The sequence below is a fragment of the Pseudoalteromonas sp. CO342X genome (assembly GCF_004208915.1).
GTDB lineage: Bacteria > Pseudomonadota > Gammaproteobacteria > Enterobacterales > Alteromonadaceae > Pseudoalteromonas > Pseudoalteromonas maricaloris.
Genome location: NZ_SGPH01000017.1, coordinates 52,632 through 72,898 on the forward strand (window position 1 = coordinate 52,632; position 20,267 = coordinate 72,898).

Consider the following 20,267-nt stretch of genomic DNA (forward strand, 5'->3'; position numbering starts at 1 on the left):
TTCGCGACGAATAAAAAAGTACGTCAAGGAAGGAAAATGACAAAACTGATACACACCCTCAAATTAGCTCTACTCACAACGATATTGTTCTGCTTTTCAACGGCATGTTCAACCTATCATGAGATCACTAAAACCACGTCTTATCAAGATGAAATCTCGACCTTTTTAAAAACTGAAGACGGTAAACATGTCATCTTTGTTGGAAAAGAGCATCATTACATACTGCGTACTGATCCCACCTTAGCCAAGCTACTCGATAGCCCGCTTTTAGCATTTATCTCTCTTGAAAGAAATGACTTTCACATCAGTTCAATGCGAAGCGTAGAAGGAAAGGTTGATATTCTATTAAGTCCTAATACACCGAACGAGATAGAAGCAAAAGCCCAAGACTATGGTTTTAAGTCTGGTCGTGTTTCTGTCAAACTTGTTGGTGATAGATATGATAATCGGGACCTGAACTTTGATCACTTCAAACAATTTGAGCACCCACTCGTAATCCACTTTAGCGTTGCACAAAGTTTTTCAGAAAAGGCATCAGCAGCGATTACGACACCACTAAGAGATATCGCAGAAGGCGCTATTTTCTTATTAGCAGTCCCTGTCATTGCAATATTATGCATGGGTGAAAAAAGGTGCCTACACTAAACACTTTACGAAGGCTAAATTCAGCCTTCACATTATCTTTTCGCTGAATACCCTAACTAAATCATCAATATCTTTGACAAAGTACAAAAATGTAGTGCGATAAAAAACCACTCTGAAAGATATTTCCATGATAATAATTCAGGTCAAGCTCATCTATCTCTGTCGGTGTAATCCCGCAATGTCAGTGATTACATTACTGATTGGACTAAATTCGCTTCACTTGTCCGTGTACTTAACTTTCCTATGTTTAACGAAAGTGATAACCAAAATCACCAACGCCAGTAGCTGAAAAAGCCAAATAGCGGAATAAATCCAAATGGCTCAACGGGCGATATAGCCAGCCTTTACGCCCTCACTTAAAGTAAAGCTGTCCCCCACAGAGCCCACCACCATTTGCTTACGGTTTGACTTCATCAATTCACGCAGCACGTATAGCGAGTTAATACCGGTACAATGTGCACCCATCATATTCTTTAAGCCAAACTGCTGTAATTTACCTGCTGTCCATGCCAAGTGTTTATCATCCGCATTCATTAAATGGAATCCGCCTATCGCCGTCGTAATATCTGCGGGGTGGATCGTTTTTACTGTGTGTTCCATCGTGTTGATGATACCCGCGTGCCCGCAACCAGCTATTAATACAAAGCCATCTTTGGTATTTATCACCAGTGACATATCTTCTGGAATGTTATCTTCTATATAGCCGTGCTTACCTTCAATTTTGCTATTTCCACTCCAGTTATGTTCGGGGTGAACGCGCTCAACATTGCCTGTTAACCAAACACCTGGGTAAATTTCTTGCGCCTCACTGTATTGTTTGAAAATCACACCTTGTTTTTCAAGCGCGAGCTTCATCGTGTGCATGCGGTTTTCTCTACCTGCACGTTTTGCGAAAATACCGTGACCAACATGAACGCGAGACATCGCTTTTGCATTCTTTTTACTCAGCTCGGTCCTTAATGTTTCTAGTCCACCGGTGTGGTCGCCATGATTATGGCTTAAAATTACATCTTCTACATCAGACAAATCGATCCGCAAGTCTCGCGCATTTTGCAGTACTGTTTGCGGCCGATTACCAGTATCAAAAAGAATTTTTCGGCCGTCCACTTCAACTAGTGCTGCATATCCCCACTCGCCAATGCCACTATCCGCAAGCATGGTCGACAGCGTAGTGATTTTGAGTGCTTTGACTTGGTGAGGAGTTTCATTGGCAGCCGCTGTCAGTGACGTAATGAACCACCACAAACAAATTAGACACAGAATATGTATACGGTGCATAAGAATTCCTTTTGCGTATTTTATATATAAGTATTGCCGAAGCTAACTGGATATTTAATAAAAATCAACCTGTTACCATATTAGTCTAGAGCCAAATTAGTATAAATGGCCACATGAACGGCAGATCGAATTTTAGGAGGAAGCAACCAAAGCACCACTTTGAAAAGTTAACAAGTAAATCTGTTCTCTTAATACACAAAAGTAACTTCGACTTTGGTTTATGTCTGCCTCCTTAGCAAAAAGTGACTTTAGGAGTAATACCTAAAGCGCCTCTCTCGCTTTAAACTCAAGCACTTGGGCATTGATACAATAGCGGTCTTGACCCTTTGGCCCTTCATTTTTAAATACATGGCCTAAATGAATGCCGCTGCTTTTTGAGCGTATTTCGGTTCTTACCATTCCGTGGCTTAAATCTTTGTGATAGGTCACGCTGTCTTTTACTGGGTGAGTAAACGACAGCCACCCAGTGCCTGAGTTAAATCTATCTCGGGTGTCAAAAAGAATCTTGCCGCTTAATTTATCGATAAATACGCCATCTGGTGTGTTTTTAAAGATATCATACTGCTTGCAAAATGGTCTTTCTGTGCCTTTTTGAAAGGCAATGTCAAAAGCTTCTGAACGACCCAGCTTAAAAGCACCGAGTGCCTTATAAAACTCTTCTCTCGCCATAAAACCTTGAAAGCCAAGGGACTCAACACCATTTTCAATAAATAAGATCGTTGGCGTCGCCCAAGTCGCGGTTTTTATCATTAGCCCCTCGAGTTGATCTGCATAGCGAAAATGAAGTGGGATATCACCTTGATAGTCGTTTAACACCTCTTTTTTTAGCTTTTCACAATAAGGGCAATAGCTTTTAGCATCAACAATCACAATATGCTTACCTTGGGCTAGCATAGTGTTATCAGCTTTATCTTTCGCCACCTTTTCAAAGGTCACTCCCGTGCTGTGATCTGGGCAGTATCCCTTAGGGTTCTTGGTTAAGTAGTTTTGATGATACTCTTCCGCTGGATAGAATTTTCTAAGTGGCTTGATCTTGGTTTGAATGTCGCCATAGCCTTGCTCAGATAATAAATGTTGATACTGCGCTTTTAATGTGTGGGCCTTGTCACTTTGCTGCTCATCTGTGTATAGAATGATCGAGCGATACTGCGTTCCAACGTCATTACCCTGACGGTTTTTTTGGGTTGGATCATGACTTTCAAAGTAGTACTTTAGCAGCGCATCGGTGGTGATAAGATTTGCGTTGTAAGTTACCTTTACCACTTCCGCATAGTTGTCTTCATCAAAGCGTCGGCTCGATTTAATAATTTCTCTATAACTTGGCTTAAACCCTTTACCGTCGGCATAGCCAGACTCAGCATCTATCACGCCCGTCATTTTCTCGTAGCGTTTTTCGGGACCCCAGAAACAACCGGAGCCTAACACTAACGTTTTAATATGGTTACTTGCACCATCAACTTTAGGCTTGGGCATATCTGTCCCCGCGAGTGCCGATACGCCTACACCTAACATCATGCTAAATCCTATCGATGCGGCTACCTGTAATGTTCTCATCACTACCCTCTCAATGCTGTACGTCACAACTAAGTATGATTATCACTTCATACTTATTGAACTTAATATGATTTACTGCGTATTAAATGAGACCGTCTAAGGTTAATTATCATTTCATCTAAAGTCGTTCATGATAGTGAAGTAGTACTGTCTGCAAAACTGCAAAATAAAGGAATAGGTGTGAGTAAAATAAGTGAGAATCTCTATCAAAAGCTAACCAATGATGACGAAGCGCGTGCCTGTAAGGCAATTGACGATAAGGCGTGTAAAGAAGTTCCCGGTAACTACGTGCTTATTTTATTGAGTCAACTATTTAGTAAATTGGGAGATGCCCTACTCAACCCAAAGATCACGCTACCTTGGCTGATGCAATCACTCGGTGCTCCTGCTTATTTGATATCGGCTCTAGTCCCCATTCGCGAGTCTGGTTCACTGATCCCACAATTGTTTATTGGTCAATGGGTGCGTAAGCATGCTAAACGAAAGCACCTTTGGTCTCTCGGCGCACTCACTCAAGCTATTTGTGTACTGCTTATGGCGCTACTTGCATGGCAACAAACTGAAAATCAATTATACGCTTGGTTGGTACTTGGATTACTGGCGATTTTTAGCATCGCCCGCAGCTTAAGTTCCGTGTCGTCAAAAGATGTCATAGGTAAAACTATCCCTAAACAAAAGCGCGGCCAGCTTAGCGGCCAAGCCGCCTCTATAAGTGGACTCATAACCGTTACATTTGGTGTTGGGCTTTTTATCGCTGCCACTCAAGTAAACAACCTCAATTTTGTGATCACACTGGTACTAGCTGCAACCTTTTGGTTGATTGGTGCGCTAACGTTCTCACAAATCAAAGAATATGGAGGCGCCACCGAAGGCGGTGAAAACGGATTAGACAAAATAAAGCAAGATTTCGCGCTGTTAAAAACAGACCCAACACTGAAAAAATTTATTTTTGCGCGTGGGCTTTTGTTAAGTTCCGCGCTTATTCCGCCCTATTTCACCGTGCTGGCGCAGCAGAATATCGGCAACGGAGCATGGGTGTTGGCAGCTTTGTTAGCGGTGTCTGGGCTTGCCAGTTTAGTCAGTGGGGCTTTTTGGGGCCGTCTTGCCGACCAATCAAGTAAACGCGTGATGATGTATGGCGCTACAATCACCGTTGCTATCACTGCAATACTACTGGCAACTTCTTTATTTTATTCTTCACTGCTAGAAAGAATCTGGTTCATTCCACTTTGCTATTTTGTTATTGCTATCGCCCATCAAGGCGTGCGCGTGGGCCGCAAAACCTACGTGGTCGATATGGCTGAAGGAAACAAACGCACCAGTTACGTCACGCTCAGTAACACAATTATCGGTATTGTGCTTTTATTAACAAGTGCACTTGGTGTCATTGCCTCGGCATTTTCAATTACAGTGTTACTTGCACTCTACATTATGATCACGATATTAGGCATTGTGCTGACAAGCCGCTTACCTAATGTCACTGAACGGTAAAACCTGTTACTTCACCGACAAATTGTGTCTAAATTTCTCTGATTAAGGTAAAAACGCCGCAATTTTAGTTATCTGAGGATAAGATTATGTCATTGACTACGCGTTTTTCTGCTTTAGCGCTGGCGGTTGCCAGCATGACTTCTGCAAATGCCGCTGACTTTGAGTTCAATACCAAGCTTGCAGACGCTGATGCACTGGTAATTTTTCAAGCTGGTGAAAGCCAAAGTAACCTAAAGTTCCTTGATAAAGACACTCGCAAACAATTGGAGCGCGCAATTGCTGCTGAAGACTTTAAAGGAGCATATGGCAAAACAGTTGAAGTATTAGCGCCAGTAGACTCTGATTATAAGCGTATCTTCATTGTTGGTTTAGGTGAAACAGGCGCACTCAATGCGAGCAAAATGACCAAACTTGGCGGTAACTTACACGCTAAATTTGAAGGTAAAAAGCTGGAGAGTGTTGCAGTTGCATTCGAAGACGTTGAGGGAGCGCTCTCAAATGCAGAACTAGCAGCACAATTTGCACACGGTGCAAACCTTCGTGACCACACCTTCGAAGTATATAAAAAAGAACCAAACACTTTTAACGTAAGCTATCACTTCGACGTTGCCGATAAGCAAGCAACACAGGCTCAGTATAAAGCACTACAACACATTCAAGCTGGCGTGTTTTTAGCGCGTGACTTGACCTCTGAAGTCGCAACAGAAATGACCCCAGTAGACTTTGCAAAAGCAGCAAAGGAACTTGAACAATATGGCGTTGAAGTAAAAGTATTAGCACCAGCTGAACTTAAAGAGCTTGGCATGGGCGCACTTGAGGGCGTTGGCCGTGGTAGTGAGCACGGCTCTCGTTTAGTTGTAGCACACTATAAAGGCAACAGCGAGACACCGATTGCTCTGATCGGTAAAGGTATTACGTTTGATTCTGGTGGTTATAGCATCAAAACCGGCGCTTCGATTGCACGCATGAAATCTGACATGGCGGGCGCGGCTGCCGTGCTTGGTACAGTAAAAGCAATGGCACTGAGCAAAGCAGACGTAAACGTGGTCGCTGTGATGGGGATGGCAGCAAATATGGTGTCTCAGTATTCAATCGCACCGGGGGATGTACTGCGCACCGCAGAAGGCATTAGCGTAGAAGTTGTCAACACAGATGCTGAAGGCCGTTTGGTGCTGTCTGATGCGATGTGGTATGCACGTAAACATTATAGCCCTGAGATCATGATTGACGTTGCGACATTAACAGGCTCTAAAATTGGTGCTGTTGGTAACGAGTATTCAGCAATTTTCTCTGAAGATGATAGCTTAATTACAGAATTTACCAACGCAGGTAAAGTTGTGAACGAAAACGTATGGCGTCTACCGCTTGGCTATAAAGACAAGCTAAAATCAGACATCGCCGATTTCCAAAACGTAGGTTCAGGTGGTCCTGGTGCAACAACTGCTGCGACTTTCCTGCAACAATTTGCTGGTGACACCCGTTGGGTTCATATCGATATTGCCGGTAACGCACTTTCAAGCTCAGCCAAAGACGAAGTACCAACTGGTGGTACAGGCTATGGCGTTCGCCTTCTAAGTCAATGGCTATTAACTGCTAAATAAATCCTCAGATTTTAAGCCGTGTTTAAGCACGGCTTTTTTGTAACTGCAACAAAACGGCAACTGATAGCAATAACTTCGTTTCAATTGCGAGGTGTGTTATAAGAATTATAACGTTTACCAAAGCAACCAACTGTTATTGCCTATGTCCGATGTGAGTTGTTATCTATTAGGTGAGCAAGCAATTGTTGTAAATGCAACATGTTTGCCTGATAGCAAAAGTCCAATTAATCAACAATTGTTCGCCCTCAAGAAATGGCTTGATAATAGCGGTGATTTTATTGATGTGGTGCCTGCTAAGTCTTCCGTTACTGCCTATCTAAAAGACCCCCGTAAAGCCGATGCGTGGCAACACAAAATCCAAGCACATTGGCAAGACCTAGAAGTAGCAGAGGTAAAGCCAACACACCATCATATTGAGGTGTTTTATGGCAAAGAATTCGGACAGGATTTTGAACGCATAGCGGACGAATTACAACTGACACCAAAACAGCTTATCGAGCTGCACTCAAGCGTTGATTATCAAGTACAATTTATTGGCTTCTTACCCGGTTTTGCTTACTTATCAGGGTTACCAACCGCACTTCAATTACCCCGAAAATCCACACCAATTACCAAGGTCCCCAAAGGCAGCATTGCCATCGCAGACAGTTACAGTGCAATTTACCCGAGCCAATCTCCCGGTGGCTGGCATTTACTTGGACAAACCAATACTACGCTATTTGACCCAAATTCTGCGTCAGCAAGCTTGCTACAACCAGGAGATATCGTGCGTTTTGTGGAGAAATCATGCTAGAAGTTATTAAACCTGGGCCACTTTCAACTATTCAAGACATTGGCCGTCAAGGACTTCGCCACTTAGGAGTAAGTCAAGCAGGTGTCATCGACCCTGTTGCGCTTAAACTTGCAAATACACTCTTGTCAAATGACGACGATAGTGCAGCTATTGAAGTGACCATTGGCTTATGCGAGTTTCACTTCCACGCCCCCACTAACTTTGTTATCGCGGGGGCAGATCTCAATGCAGCTTTAAACGATGAAGCGATATACCCTTGCTGGCGCTACAGTGCTAAAGCTGGAGATAAGCTGACATTTAAACAAAATCGCGATGGTTTACGCGCTTATTTGGTGGTTGAAGGTGGATTTACCAACATAGACAAGCTGCTTGGGAGTTATTCAACCGATCTCATGGCAGGCTTTGGAGGAGTAAGCGGCCGAGCTCTTAAACAAGGGGACAAACTAAGCTACACGCCAAGCACTGCCAAAAGCGCCGTTGGTGGTCTACAGCCCGGTTATGAAAAACTCATTCACTTTATCCCAGGCCCGCATCTCGAGTTAATTTCCAAACAGACACTGAGTGTATTAAACGACACCATTTGGAAAGTAAACCCCAGCAGTAATCGTATGGGCATTCGCCTAAGTGGCCATAGCAGCCTAATACATACACATAATATTGCAACCCAAGCCGTCCACCCAGGCGTTATTCAGCTGCCCCCCAGTGGCGAGCCCATTATCCTATTGAATGACTGCCAAACCACAGGCGGTTATCCAATTATTGGTACCATCATTCAAGCCGATATGCGCCACTTGAGCCAATTGGGCGCGGGTGATTGTATTCATTTAAAATCAACATCCCTTATAGATGCAGCAAAGGAGTCTCACCGAGTACAAGCGCATCTCAATCAGCTAAGGTTAGCGCTTAAAAATAAAGAACAACAAAATGACTGAGCTAAATCTCCTTCCCCTTTCGGGCATTGCCGTGATTGTTATTGGCTTTGCTCTGAGGTTTAATCCCTTATTGGTTGTCACCTCGGCAGGTCTAGTTACTGGTTTTGCCGTTGGAATAGACTTTGTCGACTTAATTGCCACCTTTGGCGAAAAGTTTATGAACTCTCGCCAGCTTGCGAGCTTTTTACTTATCTTACCCGTGATTGCAATTTTAGAGCGTTACGGTTTACAGCAACGCGCTAAAGCTTGGGTTGCGGGCATAAAAGGGGCGACCACTTCTCGAATTTTAAGTATGTATTTTGTGGTCCGTGAGTGCTCCGCTGCGCTGGGGTTAATCAATTTAGCGGGCCAAGCGCAAACCGTTAGACCACTGCTCGCTCCGATGGCGATAGGCGCTGCGGCAAACCAATACGGCGACCTGCCACAAGATGTAAAAGACATGATAGGCGCACATGCTGCGGCCTGCGATAACATCGCCGTGTTCTTTGGCGAGGATATTTTTATCGCCTTTGGTGCTGTACTACTGATGGATGCATTTCTAAAAGAAAACGGCATTGCCGAGATTGAACCGCTACATATCGGACTTTGGGCAATACCAACTGCAATTGCCGCGCTCATTGTTCACCTCTTCCGTTTAGCGCGATTTGAAGCAAGAATCCGGGCAGAAATTGCGCGCTGTCAGCAGCAACAAAGCGAAGAAGAGCAAACACCTAGCAACACAAATTCAGCGCTTAAGGAGGAGTCATTATGAGCTTAATGAACACTTCTGACGCGCAATCTAGCCTACTTTCAATTGACAACATCTATTTATTGATTGGTTTTATCGTGATGTTTCTGGTGGTAAAAACGCTACAAGATAAGGCCCATCCTAAGCGTCTCACTACGGCACTATTTTGGTTTTTATTTGGCTCTGTTTTTATCTTTGGCGATGCTTCTATCGCATTGATTGGTGAGCGAAATACATATTTATGGATTGGCATCAACGTGGTGATCATCGCACTGCTTGCAGGTATGAATATGGTTTCCATGGGAAATTACGACATGCCGTGCGAACGAGCCAAAACAGAAGACGCAAATCGGTTTGGTAATAAATTGTTTGTTCCTGCTGTACTTATTCCAATAGTTACCGTGATCTGTACTATCATCTTAAGTGAGATCCAGCTCGGCGACTTTTATCTATTCGATCAGGATCACGTGACGCTTTCAGCACTGACACTCGCTTGCACCATCGCATTACTGGTGAGCTGGAAAATAACCAAAGGCAGTCCACTACAAGCACTTTCTGAGTCTCGTCGCTTGGTCGACTCAATAGGCTGGGCAGCAATATTGCCACAGATGCTTGCAATGCTTGGCGGCGTATTTATCGTCGCCAACACAGGCACCGCAATTCAAGACTTAGTGACATTATTTATTTCGCCAGATAACCGTTTTATGCTCGTTGTACTGTACTGTGTGGGCATGGCACTCTTTACCATGATTATGGGCAATGCTTTTGCCGCATTTCCGGTAATGACGGCGGGTATTGCGCTGCCATTTTTGATCCAGGGGCATGGCGCTGATCCTGCACCGCTCGTCGCAATTGGCATGTATTCGGGTTATTGTGGAACACTGATGACGCCGATGGCTGCTAACTTCAACATAGTGCCGGCGGCACTGTTAGATTTAAAAGATAAGTACCAAGTCATTAAAGTGCAAATACCAACCGCTATAACGTTATTGGTGATTAATATTTTTCTTATGTACGGAGTCGTTTTTTAATGTCCAGTTACAGTAAACCTTGTGTCCTCGTGACTGGGTTCACCCCATTTGGTGGTGAGTCCATCAACCCTTCATGGCAATTAGCTCAGCTATTAGAAGGTGAGACCATTGAAGGTCACCTGATCCACACAAAAGAGTTACCTTGTGAATTTGACAAAAGTATTGAGTCTTTAACACAAGCGATAGATAAGTATCACCCAAGCATCGTGATCTGTTTAGGCCAGGCTGGTGGACGCTGTGATATCTCCATCGAACGTATCGCGATTAACGTTAACGATGCCAGAATAGCCGACAACGCAGGAAACCAGCCGATAGATACACCAGTCGTTACACACGGACCCGATGCTTACTTTGCCTCTTTACCAATAAAAAGTATGCTAAGTAGTGCGCTTCAAGCGGGAGTTCCTGCAAGTATTTCTAATACTGCGGGCACTTACGTGTGCAACCATGTGATGTATGGATTACTGCACTATCTTAGTACACATGACTTAGCGTGCCGTGGTGGCTTTGTACATATTCCATACTTGCCCTCCCAAGCGGCGCACCACCCTGGTGCGCCCAGTATGGACATTGACACCCTAGTTAAAGGAATAAAAATCCTATTAACCAGTGCTATTACACAAAAGCAAGATATTAAACTTGTCGCTGGAACGACACACTAATAAGTAATGCCCCAAAATGGTGCAGAATTGCACCATTGCACATCACAAAAAATTCACATTTTCTCTATTTCATTGTGTGACTTATCAAATTATTTTTGGTAGAACTTAAACTATCTCATGGTAGCTATGCTTCCGTGAGCAATAATAATTTGTTGATATTATCAACACATCAATAGGAATGAGGAAATATGTGTTCAATTTTCGGCGTACTTGACATCAAGACCGATCCCCTTGCACTTCGTGAGCAAGCGATCGAAATGTCAAAAAAATTAAGACACCGTGGCCCCGACTGGTCAGGGGTATATTCAAGTGAAAAAGCCATCCTAGTTCATGAGCGTTTGGCAATTGTTGGCGTTTCTAGCGGCGCACAACCATTATTTAACCCTGAAAAAACACATATTTTGGCGGTAAATGGTGAAATTTATAATCATAAAGAGCTTGCAAAAGCACTGACCGTTCCATTTGAATTTCAAACAGAGTCTGACTGTGAAGTGATCTTGGCGCTATACAAGCAAAAAGGCCCTGAGTTTTTAGATGCTCTCAATGGAATTTTTGCATTTTGTTTGTACGATGAAACGGAAGATGCCTTTTTAATTGGTCGTGATCATATCGGTATCATTCCACTTTATACTGGCCGTGATCAAAGCGGTAACCTCTATGTCGCCAGCGAAATGAAGGCGCTCACACCTATTTGTACACAAATTGAAGAGTTTCCTCCCGGCCATTATTGGTATTCAAAAGAAGGTGGTCCAAGAGAGTATTACCAACGCGACTGGCAAGCATTTAGTGCAGTAAAGGACAATGAGGCCAGCCCCGAAGCGGTTAAAAATGGGCTAGAAGCCGCAGTAAAACGCCAATTGATGTGCGATGTGCCATATGGCGTGTTGCTGTCTGGTGGTCTCGACTCTTCTGTGATTTCCGCTATCACACAAAAGTTTGCTGCAAAGCGTATCGAAGATGATGATGCTTCCGATGCTTGGTGGCCAAAACTTCACTCATTTTCCATTGGCTTGGAAGGTTCACCCGATCTCGCTGCAGCACAAAAAGTAGCGGATAAAATCGGCACAGTTCATCATCCCATTCACTTTACCGTGCAACAAGGGATTGATGCCCTTAAAGAAGTGGTCTATCACCTAGAGACCTACGATGTCACAACCATTCGCGCTTCTACTCCTATGTACCTTATGGCACGCTACATTAAAGCAATGGGCATTAAAATGGTGTTATCGGGTGAAGGGGCCGATGAACTATTTGGCGGCTATTTGTATTTCCACAAAGCACCAAATGCTGAGGAGTTTCACAACGAGCTAAACCGAAAGGTCTCAAAACTGCATATGTTTGATTGCTTACGTGCAAATAAGTCGATGGCAGCTTGGGGGGTTGAAGCACGTGTTCCTTTCTTAGATAAAGAATTTGTCGATATTGCCATGCGTACTAACCCGGACTACAAAATGTGTAAAGATGGCCGTATCGAAAAACACATTATCCGTGAGGCGTTTGATGGCTATTTACCCGATGACGTATTGTGGCGCCAAAAAGAGCAATTTTCTGATGGCGTAGGCTATAGCTGGATCGATTCACTAAAAGAGTATGTTAGTCAGCAAGTGAGCGACTCGGATCTTGAAAACGCTCACTACCGCTATCCAATCAATACACCTGATAGCAAAGAAGCCTATTATTATCGCACCATTTTTGAGTCACATTTCCCAGGAGAAGCGGCAGCTAAGTGTGTTCCTCACGGCAAGTCTGTGGCGTGTTCAACGCCTGAAGCGCTTGCTTGGGACGAGTCTTTCCAGCGCAATGCCGATCCATCAGGTCGCGCAGCGAGCTCACACAACGAAGCGTATAATCAAAAATAAGAAAGTAAAAAAGGGACGCTCGTCCCTTTTTTAAAATTATCAGTTCTTGCGTTAAATAAAACGCTTGATGATAAAGTCGACTTTCACACGCTTGGCCTGACCAAGGAGTTTTTTCACCGGTGCTGGATAATCCGCTAGTGTCTCAAGATCATCGTGGCTTTCGATGCGACGGCAATGTTTTAAGATCTCTTGCTTTTCTAACTCAATTTGAGGCAACAATACTTTGTCGGGATCTTCTATTAGAATGCCATTTTCAATATCTAACCCCCACGCCCTTGGGTTGAGGTTATGACCACTCATTAAATGCGTATCGCCATCTTTGCTCACTCCCTTCAAGTGAAACGAGTTATTGCCATCTTGCCACAGATACACATCCAGCAATCCGGCAGTTATGAAGCGGCGTTGCGACTTGATAAATTTATACAAAATGGTTTCGTACAAATAAGGAAGCGCACCAATTCGGCTAAATGGCTGCTCTGGACTGATATAGAAATCATTTGCCGTTTTATCCCCCACCACTATTGTCACCTTTTTACCTGTTTTCAGTAAACGACGTAGCGAGCGCAGTAGAGGAGCCGGAAAATTGAAGTAAGGAGTGTAAAGTACTAACTCTTGTTCTGTGGTATCGAAAAGCGCCTTAATAAGACGGTTTAGCTTATTAGTTCTACGACCAAAACCTAAAAATGGACGAACCGTTAGACCTTCCCGACTGTTCGCCTTGGAAATATCATAACTGGCCTTTTTCAACTGTTTCATCAGCTGTTTTTGCTCAGTACGAATGTCGAGTAAAGTAGGTAATGGGCGGATGTCGAGTCTAGGTACTGCGTCAGACGCTATCAGCACATGATCGGTAAAGTGGCAAAAGCTATCCGCGAGCTGTGCTTGTTTAATCACAAAATAGCGGTCTAGGCGGTATTTTTCATCTTGATGCAAATAGACATTATTTAAACTAGCACCGCTATAAAGCAGGATGTCGTCAATAACAAAGCCTTTTAAATGCAACACACCAAAAAGCTCTTTTGCTTTTACCGGCACACCATACACTTCAACTTGAGTGCCTAGCTGCTCTTTTAAATCACAATATAGCTTGGCGTTGCCTTCTGACTTTTCAGCACCAATGAGGCCACGTTGCGCACGGTGAAAATCAACCAACACTTTTACCGTTAAGTCTGGATTTTGCTGTGCAGCCTCGTGCAATGCGTGCAATATCTCACGACCTGCCTCATCATCTTGAAGATAAAGTGCGGTGATATAAATACGCGTTTTTGCCTGTGAGATCAGTTGTAAAAGCGTCTGATGATATTGCTTAGCATCAGTTAACACCTCACAATCTTGTGCACTTAACCCAAAGCCTGGGGTATTCTGCCAAAATGCCATATGTACCTTTTCAATTAGGCTATCAACTCTTGATAGCAAAACAAAATTCTCTAAAACATATCAAAAAAAAAACCTGAGGTCATGAAATACTGCTGTTTTTTGCTAGTCCAGAACAAGATTGCTCAATCTGTAGTCGATTTAAAACAAAACAGTACAAATTTTTTGACAACTTGCCAATTTATACCAAATCGGATTACGGTTTTTTATTTACTTCCCTATTGAATTACATAGAATCGAACAAACTTTTGCTTAATAGCATTTTTTAGAATTTAGTTAGGAAAATTACATGAGCGATGCAAAACACTGCAAACTGTTGATTTTAGGTTCGGGTCCTGCAGGCTACACTGCCGCGGTATACGCAGCACGAGCAAATTTAAACCCAGTATTAATCACAGGTATGCAGCAAGGTGGTCAGCTGACTACAACAACTGAAGTCGAGAACTGGCCTGGTGATGCACATGGTTTAACGGGTCCAGCACTTATGGACCGTATGAAAGAGCATGCAGAGCGCTTTGAAACTGAAATCATTTTCGATCACATCAACAAAGTTGACGTGACGAAGCGCCCTTTCACACTCACTGGCGATCAAGGTACTTATACTTGTGATGCGTTAATCATCGCAACAGGCGCATCTGCTAAATACCTTGGTCTTGAATCTGAAACAGCGTTCCAAGGCCGTGGTGTATCTGCATGCGCGACTTGTGATGGATTTTTCTATCGTGGTCAAAAGGTTGCGGTTGTTGGCGGTGGTAATACCGCGGTTGAAGAAGCACTTTACCTATCAAACATCGCTGAAGAAGTACATGTTATTCACCGCCGCGATTCTTTCCGCAGTGAGAAAATTCTTGCCGATCGCCTAATGGATAAAGCAGCGAACGGTAATGTTGTGTTACACCTAAATCGCACACTTGATGAAGTGCTAGGTGATGATATGGGTGTTACTGGTATTCGTATCAAAGATACTGATTCCGAAGCGACAGAGCAACTTGATCTTGCTGGCGTTTTCATCGCGATTGGTCACAAACCAAACACAGATATGTTTGAGGGCCAGCTAGAGATGAAAGATGGTTATTTGGTGGTACAGTCGGGCCTAAATGGTAACGCAACACAGACCAGTGTTGAAGGTGTATTTGCAGCAGGTGATGTGTCTGACCACATTTACCGTCAAGCAATTACTTCTGCAGGTACAGGCTGTATGGCAGCACTAGACGCAGAGCGCTTCTTAGATAGCCAAAAATAATAGATAAATGGGTCGGCCTTGACTGACCCTCTTCCCTCCTTGCCTTAATTTGCTATATTGAAATAAATAACAATCTTGTAGTTTGTTCAATGATCCAACAACTGTTCCACCTCGCCCGCGATGACTTTCGTTTTCCACCAAATCACTATGCCTTGTCGGAACCAGATGGACTGCTTGCTATTGGTGGTTGTTTACAAGTAAAACGCCTGAAAAACGCTTATGCCAATGGGATCTTTCCTTGGTTTAATGAAGGTGAGCCAATTATGTGGTGGAGCCCAAGCGAACGTGGGATTTTGGAGCTTCAAGATTTTCACTGCGGTAAAACACTAAGAAAAGCGCAACGTAAACTCAGTCCAACCGTCACTATCAATACCGCCTTTTCACAAGTGATTGAAGCTTGTAGAAATCAACGAATGGCCGCTGAAGGAACTTGGATCACAAATGCGATGTTGGCTGCGTATCAGCAAGCGCACATTCAGGGGTTAGCACATAGTGTGGAGATATGGGATCAAGGTAACCTAGTTGGCGGGCTCTATGGCATCATGCAGTCTGGTGTATTTTGTGGTGAATCTATGTTCCACACCTTACCTAATACGTCCAAAATGGCGATGTGGGCACTGGTAAATTGGCTCAAAGCCCATCAGGCACATTTTATTGATTGCCAACTCGAAAATCCTTATTTAACAAGTTTGGGATTAAAAGTTGTACCAAGGAGCGAGTTTTTGACTAGACTTAAATTGGCGGATCGATTTGAGATCCCATCATCAATGTGGCAGCCTCAGGAGTTGAAAGCTATCTATGAATGAACACTTTCCTTCTAAAATCGGACTGAGCCAACAATTTAGTTGTAGTTATTTACCTGAGCAGAAGGAACAGTTACTGGTTATTCTAGACCCAAATTGTTACAGCCCAGATAGATTTGAACAATTGTTAGCATTAGGGTTTCGCCGCAGTGGAGACCAGATTTATCGTCCACACTGTCCCGCATGCTCAGCTTGTCAATCAGTAAGAGTATTAACTCAAGAATTTAAACCGAGTAAATCTCAAAAACGCAAACGCAATAAATTAAAGCAAGATTATCAGCTAATTATTAGCCACCAGGAGCGTCCTGAATACTATCCGCTATACGAAAAATATATCAGTCTACGTCACAGCGATGGCTCTATGTACCCACCTAACCGTCTCCAGTACGAAAGCTTCTTATTTTGTCGTTGGATGAACATCGTCTTTATCGAGCTATGGCACAAAGATAAGTTAATTGCAGTAGCCGTCACTGATTCAATGCCTTATTCATTGTCTGCTATTTATACCTTTTTCGATCCTGAGTATGAATCACTAAGTATCGGCACTATCATGATCATGGCTCAGCTCGAACAGGCAGCGAAACAGAATAAACCGTACTTGTACTTGGGTTATCAAATCGACGACTGCAAGAAAATGCGTTACAAAACCCAATTTGTTCCAGCACAAAAGCTAGTTAAAGATATTTGGCAAGATATTGATCCGGATGTCTCACAACCTTGTGCTTAATACCTAGCTTTCCTGCATACGTTTGCTTAAATGCAGGAATACACCTCCTTTTACACCACAACTATCCTATAGCATGGACAAAAAACATGCGTTACTAGCAGACTTTCCTATGCTAGAATGTCGCCCTTGCCTATCAACAAGGCTCCAGATTTTGAGATGCGTTAGGAATAGAAGCAAAAAACTTTGGTAAAACTGGCTGAATAAACGACCAAATTAACAAAAAATCAGCTTGTAACTTTACTTATTCCCCGCTTTTGGGCAAAATCTGCATCGTTTAATTTAACCAAGAGGTGATACGCTACACATGGCGAAAGAAGACGTAATTGAAATGCAAGGCACGGTCCTTGACACGCTACCAAACACAATGTTCCGTGTTGAACTAGAAAATGGTCACGTGGTTGTTGCACATATTTCTGGAAAAATGCGCAAAAACTACATCCGTATTTTGACTGGTGACAAAGTTACTGTTGAAATGACGCCTTACGACCTATCAAAGGGACGTATTGTCTTCCGTGCTCGTTAATCTGCGTGTGTAGATTTATACTAAGTTGATGCCGTAAACTCGTTGATACCCAAGCGACTTCAACATACTGATGTTACTTAGGTATACCAAGTTCATTCAAGCAATTAGTATACACGAACGACTAGCACTGAGTTTGAGAGACGGTGATGCCGCATCAAACTGAGTGATAACAAAAAGCCCAGCTATTCTGGGCTTTTTGTCGTGTGAAACTTTTTATTCTAACCCCACCCGTTCAAAGGGAGCATCATCGTCTTCCGTGCTCGTTAATCTGCGTGTGTAGATTTATACTAAGTTGATGCCGTAAACTCGTTGATACCCAAGCGACTTCAAAATGCTGATGTTACTTAGGTATACCAAGTTCATTCAAGCAATTAGTATACACGAACGACTAGCACTGAGTTTGAGAGACGATTATGCCGCATCAAACTGAGTGATAACAAAAAGCCCAGCGACGCTGGGCTTTTTGTCGTTTGAAGCTTTTTATTTTAACCCCAACGTTCAAAGGGAGCATCATCGTCTTCCGTGCTCGTTAATCTGCGTGTGTAGATTTATACTAAGTTGATGCCGTAAACTCGTTGATACCCAAGCGACTTCAACATACTGATGTTACTTAGGTATACCAAGTTCATTCAAGCAATTAGTATACACGAACGACTAGCACTGAGTTTGAGAGACGGTGATGCCGCATCAAACTGAGTGATAACAAAAAGCCCAGCAACGCTGGGCCTTTTATAAATACTTCAGAGGTTTTATGCTGACACCGCTTCCGTTTGGTAATCAAAGGACAACTTGTTGTCTTTCACTGTAACTTTCACTGTCCCACCATCAGACAAATGACCAAACAAGATTTCATTGGCAAGTGGCTTTTTCAGGTTGTCCTGAATAACCCTCGCCATTGGACGAGCCCCCATTGCCTTGTCGTAACCCAGATCTGCCAGCCAATCTCGTGCTTGTGCCGTAAGTTCCAGGTTAACCGATTTCTTATCAAGCTGCGCTTGCAATTCAACAATGAATTTATCAACAACTTGCAAGATAACTTCTTTCTCTAGGTGGTTGAACCAAATGATGTTATCCAAGCGGTTTCTAAACTCTGGTGTAAACACCTTATTGATTTCTACCATGGCATCATGAGAGTAGTCTTGCTGCTGGAATCCAATCGATTGACGAACAGTCTCTTGCACACCCGCATTTGTTGTCATCACCAACACAATGTTTCTAAAGTCTGCCTTACGACCATTGTTGTCTGTTAGTGTACCATGATCCATAACCTGCAACAGAATGTTGTAGATGTCTGGGTGCGCTTTCTCTATTTCATCGAGCAACACCACTGCATGAGGATGCTTGATTGCAGCCTCGGTCAACAGTCCACCTTGCTCAAAGCCAACGTATCCCGGAGGCGCACCTATTAGTCGGCTAACAGCATGGCGCTCAGAGTACTCAGACATATCGAAGCGAATAAACTCTATGCCCATACACTTAGCAAGTTGCTTGGTTACTTCGGTTTTACCGACCCCTGTAGGACCTGCAAACAAGAATGAACCTACAGGCTTGTCTTCATTAGCAAGACCAGAGCGTGATAAGCGAATTGCTGATGTTAACGCGTCAATCGACTCATCTTGGCCAAACACCAACATCTTCAAGTTACGATCAAGATTCTTGAGCGTTTCTTTATCACTAGATGACACGCTTTGCTGTGGAATACGCGCCATTTTAGACACAATCGCTTCAATGTCCGACACATTAATCGTTTTCTTACGTCTTGAAGTTGGCTGTAGCCTTTGACTGGCGCCCGCTTCATCAATGACATCGATTGCTTTGTCAGGCAAATGGCGCTCATTGATATATTTAGCGCTCAGCTCAGCTGCCGCTTTTAACGCTTTTTGCGTGTAACGAATACCGTGGTGCTCTTCATAACGCTCTTTCAAACCATGTAAAATCTTAGTGGTATCTTCGACGCTTGGTTCAACCACATCAATTTTTTGGAAGCGGCGCACTAACGCTCTGTCTTTCTCAAAAATATTCTTGAATTCAGAATATGTTGTTGAGCCCATACAGCGAAGCTGTCCACTCGATAATAGTGGCTTAATTAGATTAGACGCATCCATCACACCACCTGAAGCAGCGCCAGCGCCGATAATGGTATGGATTTCATCAATAAATAATATCGCATGAGGTTTCGATTGAAGTTCTTTTAGTAGCGCTTTAAAGCGCTTCTCAAAGTCGCCGCGATATTTTGTACCCGCAAGTAATGCCCCCATATCCAGTGAGTAAACCACTGCATCGGCAATTACATCGGGTACCTGATTATTGACTATGCGATACGCTAAACCTTCAGCAATCGCGGTTTTACCAACCCCCGCTTCACCAACGAGTAATGGGTTATTTTTCTTACGACGGCACAGTACCTGAACCGTACGCTCAACTTCCTCATCACGACCAACCAGCGGATCAATGCGTCCAGATTCCGCTTGAATATTTAGATTAGAAGTGAAATTTTCCAGCTTGGTTTTCTCTTCCTGTTGCATTTCACCGCTATCGTCTTGCATTTCTTCATGATCTTCTTGCTCGTGATCATCTTCAATCTTAGAGATACCATGACTAATGAAATTAACGATATCCAAGCGGCTCACGTCAGCCTTTTTAAGTAAATAAACAGCCTGGCTTTCTTGCTCAGAAAAAATAGCAACAAGTACATTTACCCCAGTCACTTCTGAGCGACCAGAGGATTGAACATGGAATACAGCGCGTTGTAGCACACGTTGAAAACCAAGTGTCGGTTGTGTTTCTCTGTCTTCCTCTAAATCAGGAATAACAGGCGTAGTTTCATCAATAAACTCTGATAACTCGCGCTTCAAGGTATCCATATCGACACCACAGGCATCTAGCGCCTCACTAGCAGAAGGGTTATCGATCAATGCAAGTAATAAATGCTCAACCGTCATAAATTCGTGACGGCGAGAACGAGCCTCGCGAAACGCGGCATTAAGAGTAAGTTCTAAGTCTTTGTTTAGCATTGGCAACCCC

General features: G+C 43.4%; 17 protein-coding genes. 13 read left to right on the forward strand and 4 right to left on the reverse strand.

From position 1 onward, the window contains the following. Positions 1-36 precede the first annotated feature (36 nt). On the forward strand, positions 37-645 hold the full coding sequence (locus EXT47_RS09275) for a hypothetical protein (protein ID WP_039497726.1): 609 nt from the start codon (positions 37-39) through the stop codon (positions 643-645). A gap of 321 nt (positions 646-966) precedes the next feature. Here the strand turns inward: EXT47_RS09275 and EXT47_RS09285 are convergent, their stop codons facing one another. Beyond that, positions 967-1,923, reverse strand: coding sequence for an MBL fold metallo-hydrolase (locus tag EXT47_RS09285; protein ID WP_130126452.1), 957 nt, complete (start codon positions 1,921-1,923; stop codon positions 967-969). Positions 1,924-2,184: 261 nt separating this feature from the next. Continuing rightward, positions 2,185-3,438 carry a peptide-methionine (S)-S-oxide reductase MsrA gene (gene msrA, locus EXT47_RS09290; RefSeq protein WP_039497723.1) on the reverse strand — a complete coding sequence of 418 codons (1,254 nt, stop codon included), beginning with the start codon at positions 3,436-3,438 and terminating at the stop codon, positions 2,185-2,187. A 219-nt stretch (positions 3,439-3,657) separates the two neighbouring features. Here msrA and EXT47_RS09295 point away from each other — a divergent pair, with 219 nt between their 5' ends. The 8 genes from EXT47_RS09295 to asnB all read left to right on the forward strand — a co-directional run bounded on the left by EXT47_RS09295 (position 3,658) and on the right by asnB (position 12,573). Further along, positions 3,658-4,968, forward strand: a complete 1,311-nt coding sequence (locus EXT47_RS09295; protein WP_039497721.1) for an MFS transporter — start codon at positions 3,658-3,660, stop codon at positions 4,966-4,968. Positions 4,969-5,054: 86 nt separating this feature from the next. Beyond that, a complete protein-coding gene (locus EXT47_RS09300) occupies positions 5,055-6,569 on the forward strand; it encodes a leucyl aminopeptidase (protein ID WP_130126453.1) in 1,515 nt (504 codons plus the stop codon). Between the two features lie 142 nt (positions 6,570-6,711). Further along, positions 6,712-7,362, forward strand: a complete 651-nt coding sequence (gene pxpB, locus EXT47_RS09305) for a 5-oxoprolinase subunit PxpB (protein ID WP_130126455.1) — start codon at positions 6,712-6,714, stop codon at positions 7,360-7,362. Continuing rightward, positions 7,356-8,294 carry a biotin-dependent carboxyltransferase family protein gene (locus EXT47_RS09310; protein ID WP_039497712.1) on the forward strand — a complete coding sequence of 313 codons (939 nt, stop codon included), beginning with the start codon at positions 7,356-7,358 and terminating at the stop codon, positions 8,292-8,294. The genes pxpB and EXT47_RS09310 overlap by 7 nt, the downstream gene beginning before the upstream one ends. Then, positions 8,287-9,045 (forward strand): DUF969 domain-containing protein, encoded by a 759-nt coding sequence (locus EXT47_RS09315; RefSeq protein ID WP_130126457.1) that lies wholly within the window; start codon positions 8,287-8,289, stop codon positions 9,043-9,045. The genes EXT47_RS09310 and EXT47_RS09315 overlap by 8 nt, the downstream gene beginning before the upstream one ends. Next, positions 9,042-10,052 carry a DUF979 domain-containing protein gene (locus tag EXT47_RS09320; protein ID WP_039497708.1) on the forward strand — a complete coding sequence of 337 codons (1,011 nt, stop codon included), beginning with the start codon at positions 9,042-9,044 and terminating at the stop codon, positions 10,050-10,052. The genes EXT47_RS09315 and EXT47_RS09320 overlap by 4 nt, the downstream gene beginning before the upstream one ends. Further along, positions 10,052-10,714: a pyroglutamyl-peptidase I gene (gene pcp / locus EXT47_RS09325; protein ID WP_010372450.1), complete on the forward strand. Its 663-nt coding sequence runs from the start codon at positions 10,052-10,054 to the stop codon at positions 10,712-10,714. Before EXT47_RS09320 ends, pcp begins: the two co-directional genes overlap by 1 nt. 188 nt (positions 10,715-10,902) lie before the next feature. Beyond that, positions 10,903-12,573: an asparagine synthase B gene (asnB, locus tag EXT47_RS09330; protein WP_130126459.1), complete on the forward strand. Its 1,671-nt coding sequence runs from the start codon at positions 10,903-10,905 to the stop codon at positions 12,571-12,573. A gap of 51 nt (positions 12,574-12,624) precedes the next feature. Here the strand turns inward: asnB and pssA are convergent, their stop codons facing one another. Then, a complete protein-coding gene (pssA, locus tag EXT47_RS09335; protein WP_045988084.1) occupies positions 12,625-13,950 on the reverse strand; it encodes a CDP-diacylglycerol--serine O-phosphatidyltransferase in 1,326 nt (441 codons plus the stop codon). Positions 13,951-14,236: 286 nt separating this feature from the next. On the opposite strand from pssA, the gene trxB reads away from it, so the two are divergent. The 4 genes from trxB to infA all read left to right on the forward strand — a co-directional run bounded on the left by trxB (position 14,237) and on the right by infA (position 17,243). Next, positions 14,237-15,190 carry a thioredoxin-disulfide reductase gene (gene trxB, locus EXT47_RS09340; protein ID WP_017217521.1) on the forward strand — a complete coding sequence of 318 codons (954 nt, stop codon included), beginning with the start codon at positions 14,237-14,239 and terminating at the stop codon, positions 15,188-15,190. A gap of 89 nt (positions 15,191-15,279) precedes the next feature. Then, a complete protein-coding gene (aat, locus tag EXT47_RS09345; protein ID WP_130126461.1) occupies positions 15,280-15,996 on the forward strand; it encodes a leucyl/phenylalanyl-tRNA--protein transferase in 717 nt (238 codons plus the stop codon). Next, positions 15,989-16,720 carry an arginyltransferase gene (locus EXT47_RS09350; protein ID WP_130126462.1) on the forward strand — a complete coding sequence of 244 codons (732 nt, stop codon included), beginning with the start codon at positions 15,989-15,991 and terminating at the stop codon, positions 16,718-16,720. The genes aat and EXT47_RS09350 overlap by 8 nt, the downstream gene beginning before the upstream one ends. A gap of 304 nt (positions 16,721-17,024) precedes the next feature. Continuing rightward, on the forward strand, positions 17,025-17,243 hold the full coding sequence (infA, locus tag EXT47_RS09355; protein WP_002962494.1) for a translation initiation factor IF-1: 219 nt from the start codon (positions 17,025-17,027) through the stop codon (positions 17,241-17,243). Positions 17,244-17,992: 749 nt separating this feature from the next. On the opposite strand, the gene clpA is transcribed toward infA, so the two are convergent. Next, positions 17,993-20,257: an ATP-dependent Clp protease ATP-binding subunit ClpA gene (clpA, locus tag EXT47_RS09360; protein ID WP_017219467.1), complete on the reverse strand. Its 2,265-nt coding sequence runs from the start codon at positions 20,255-20,257 to the stop codon at positions 17,993-17,995. Between the last annotated feature and the right edge of the window lie 10 nt (positions 20,258-20,267).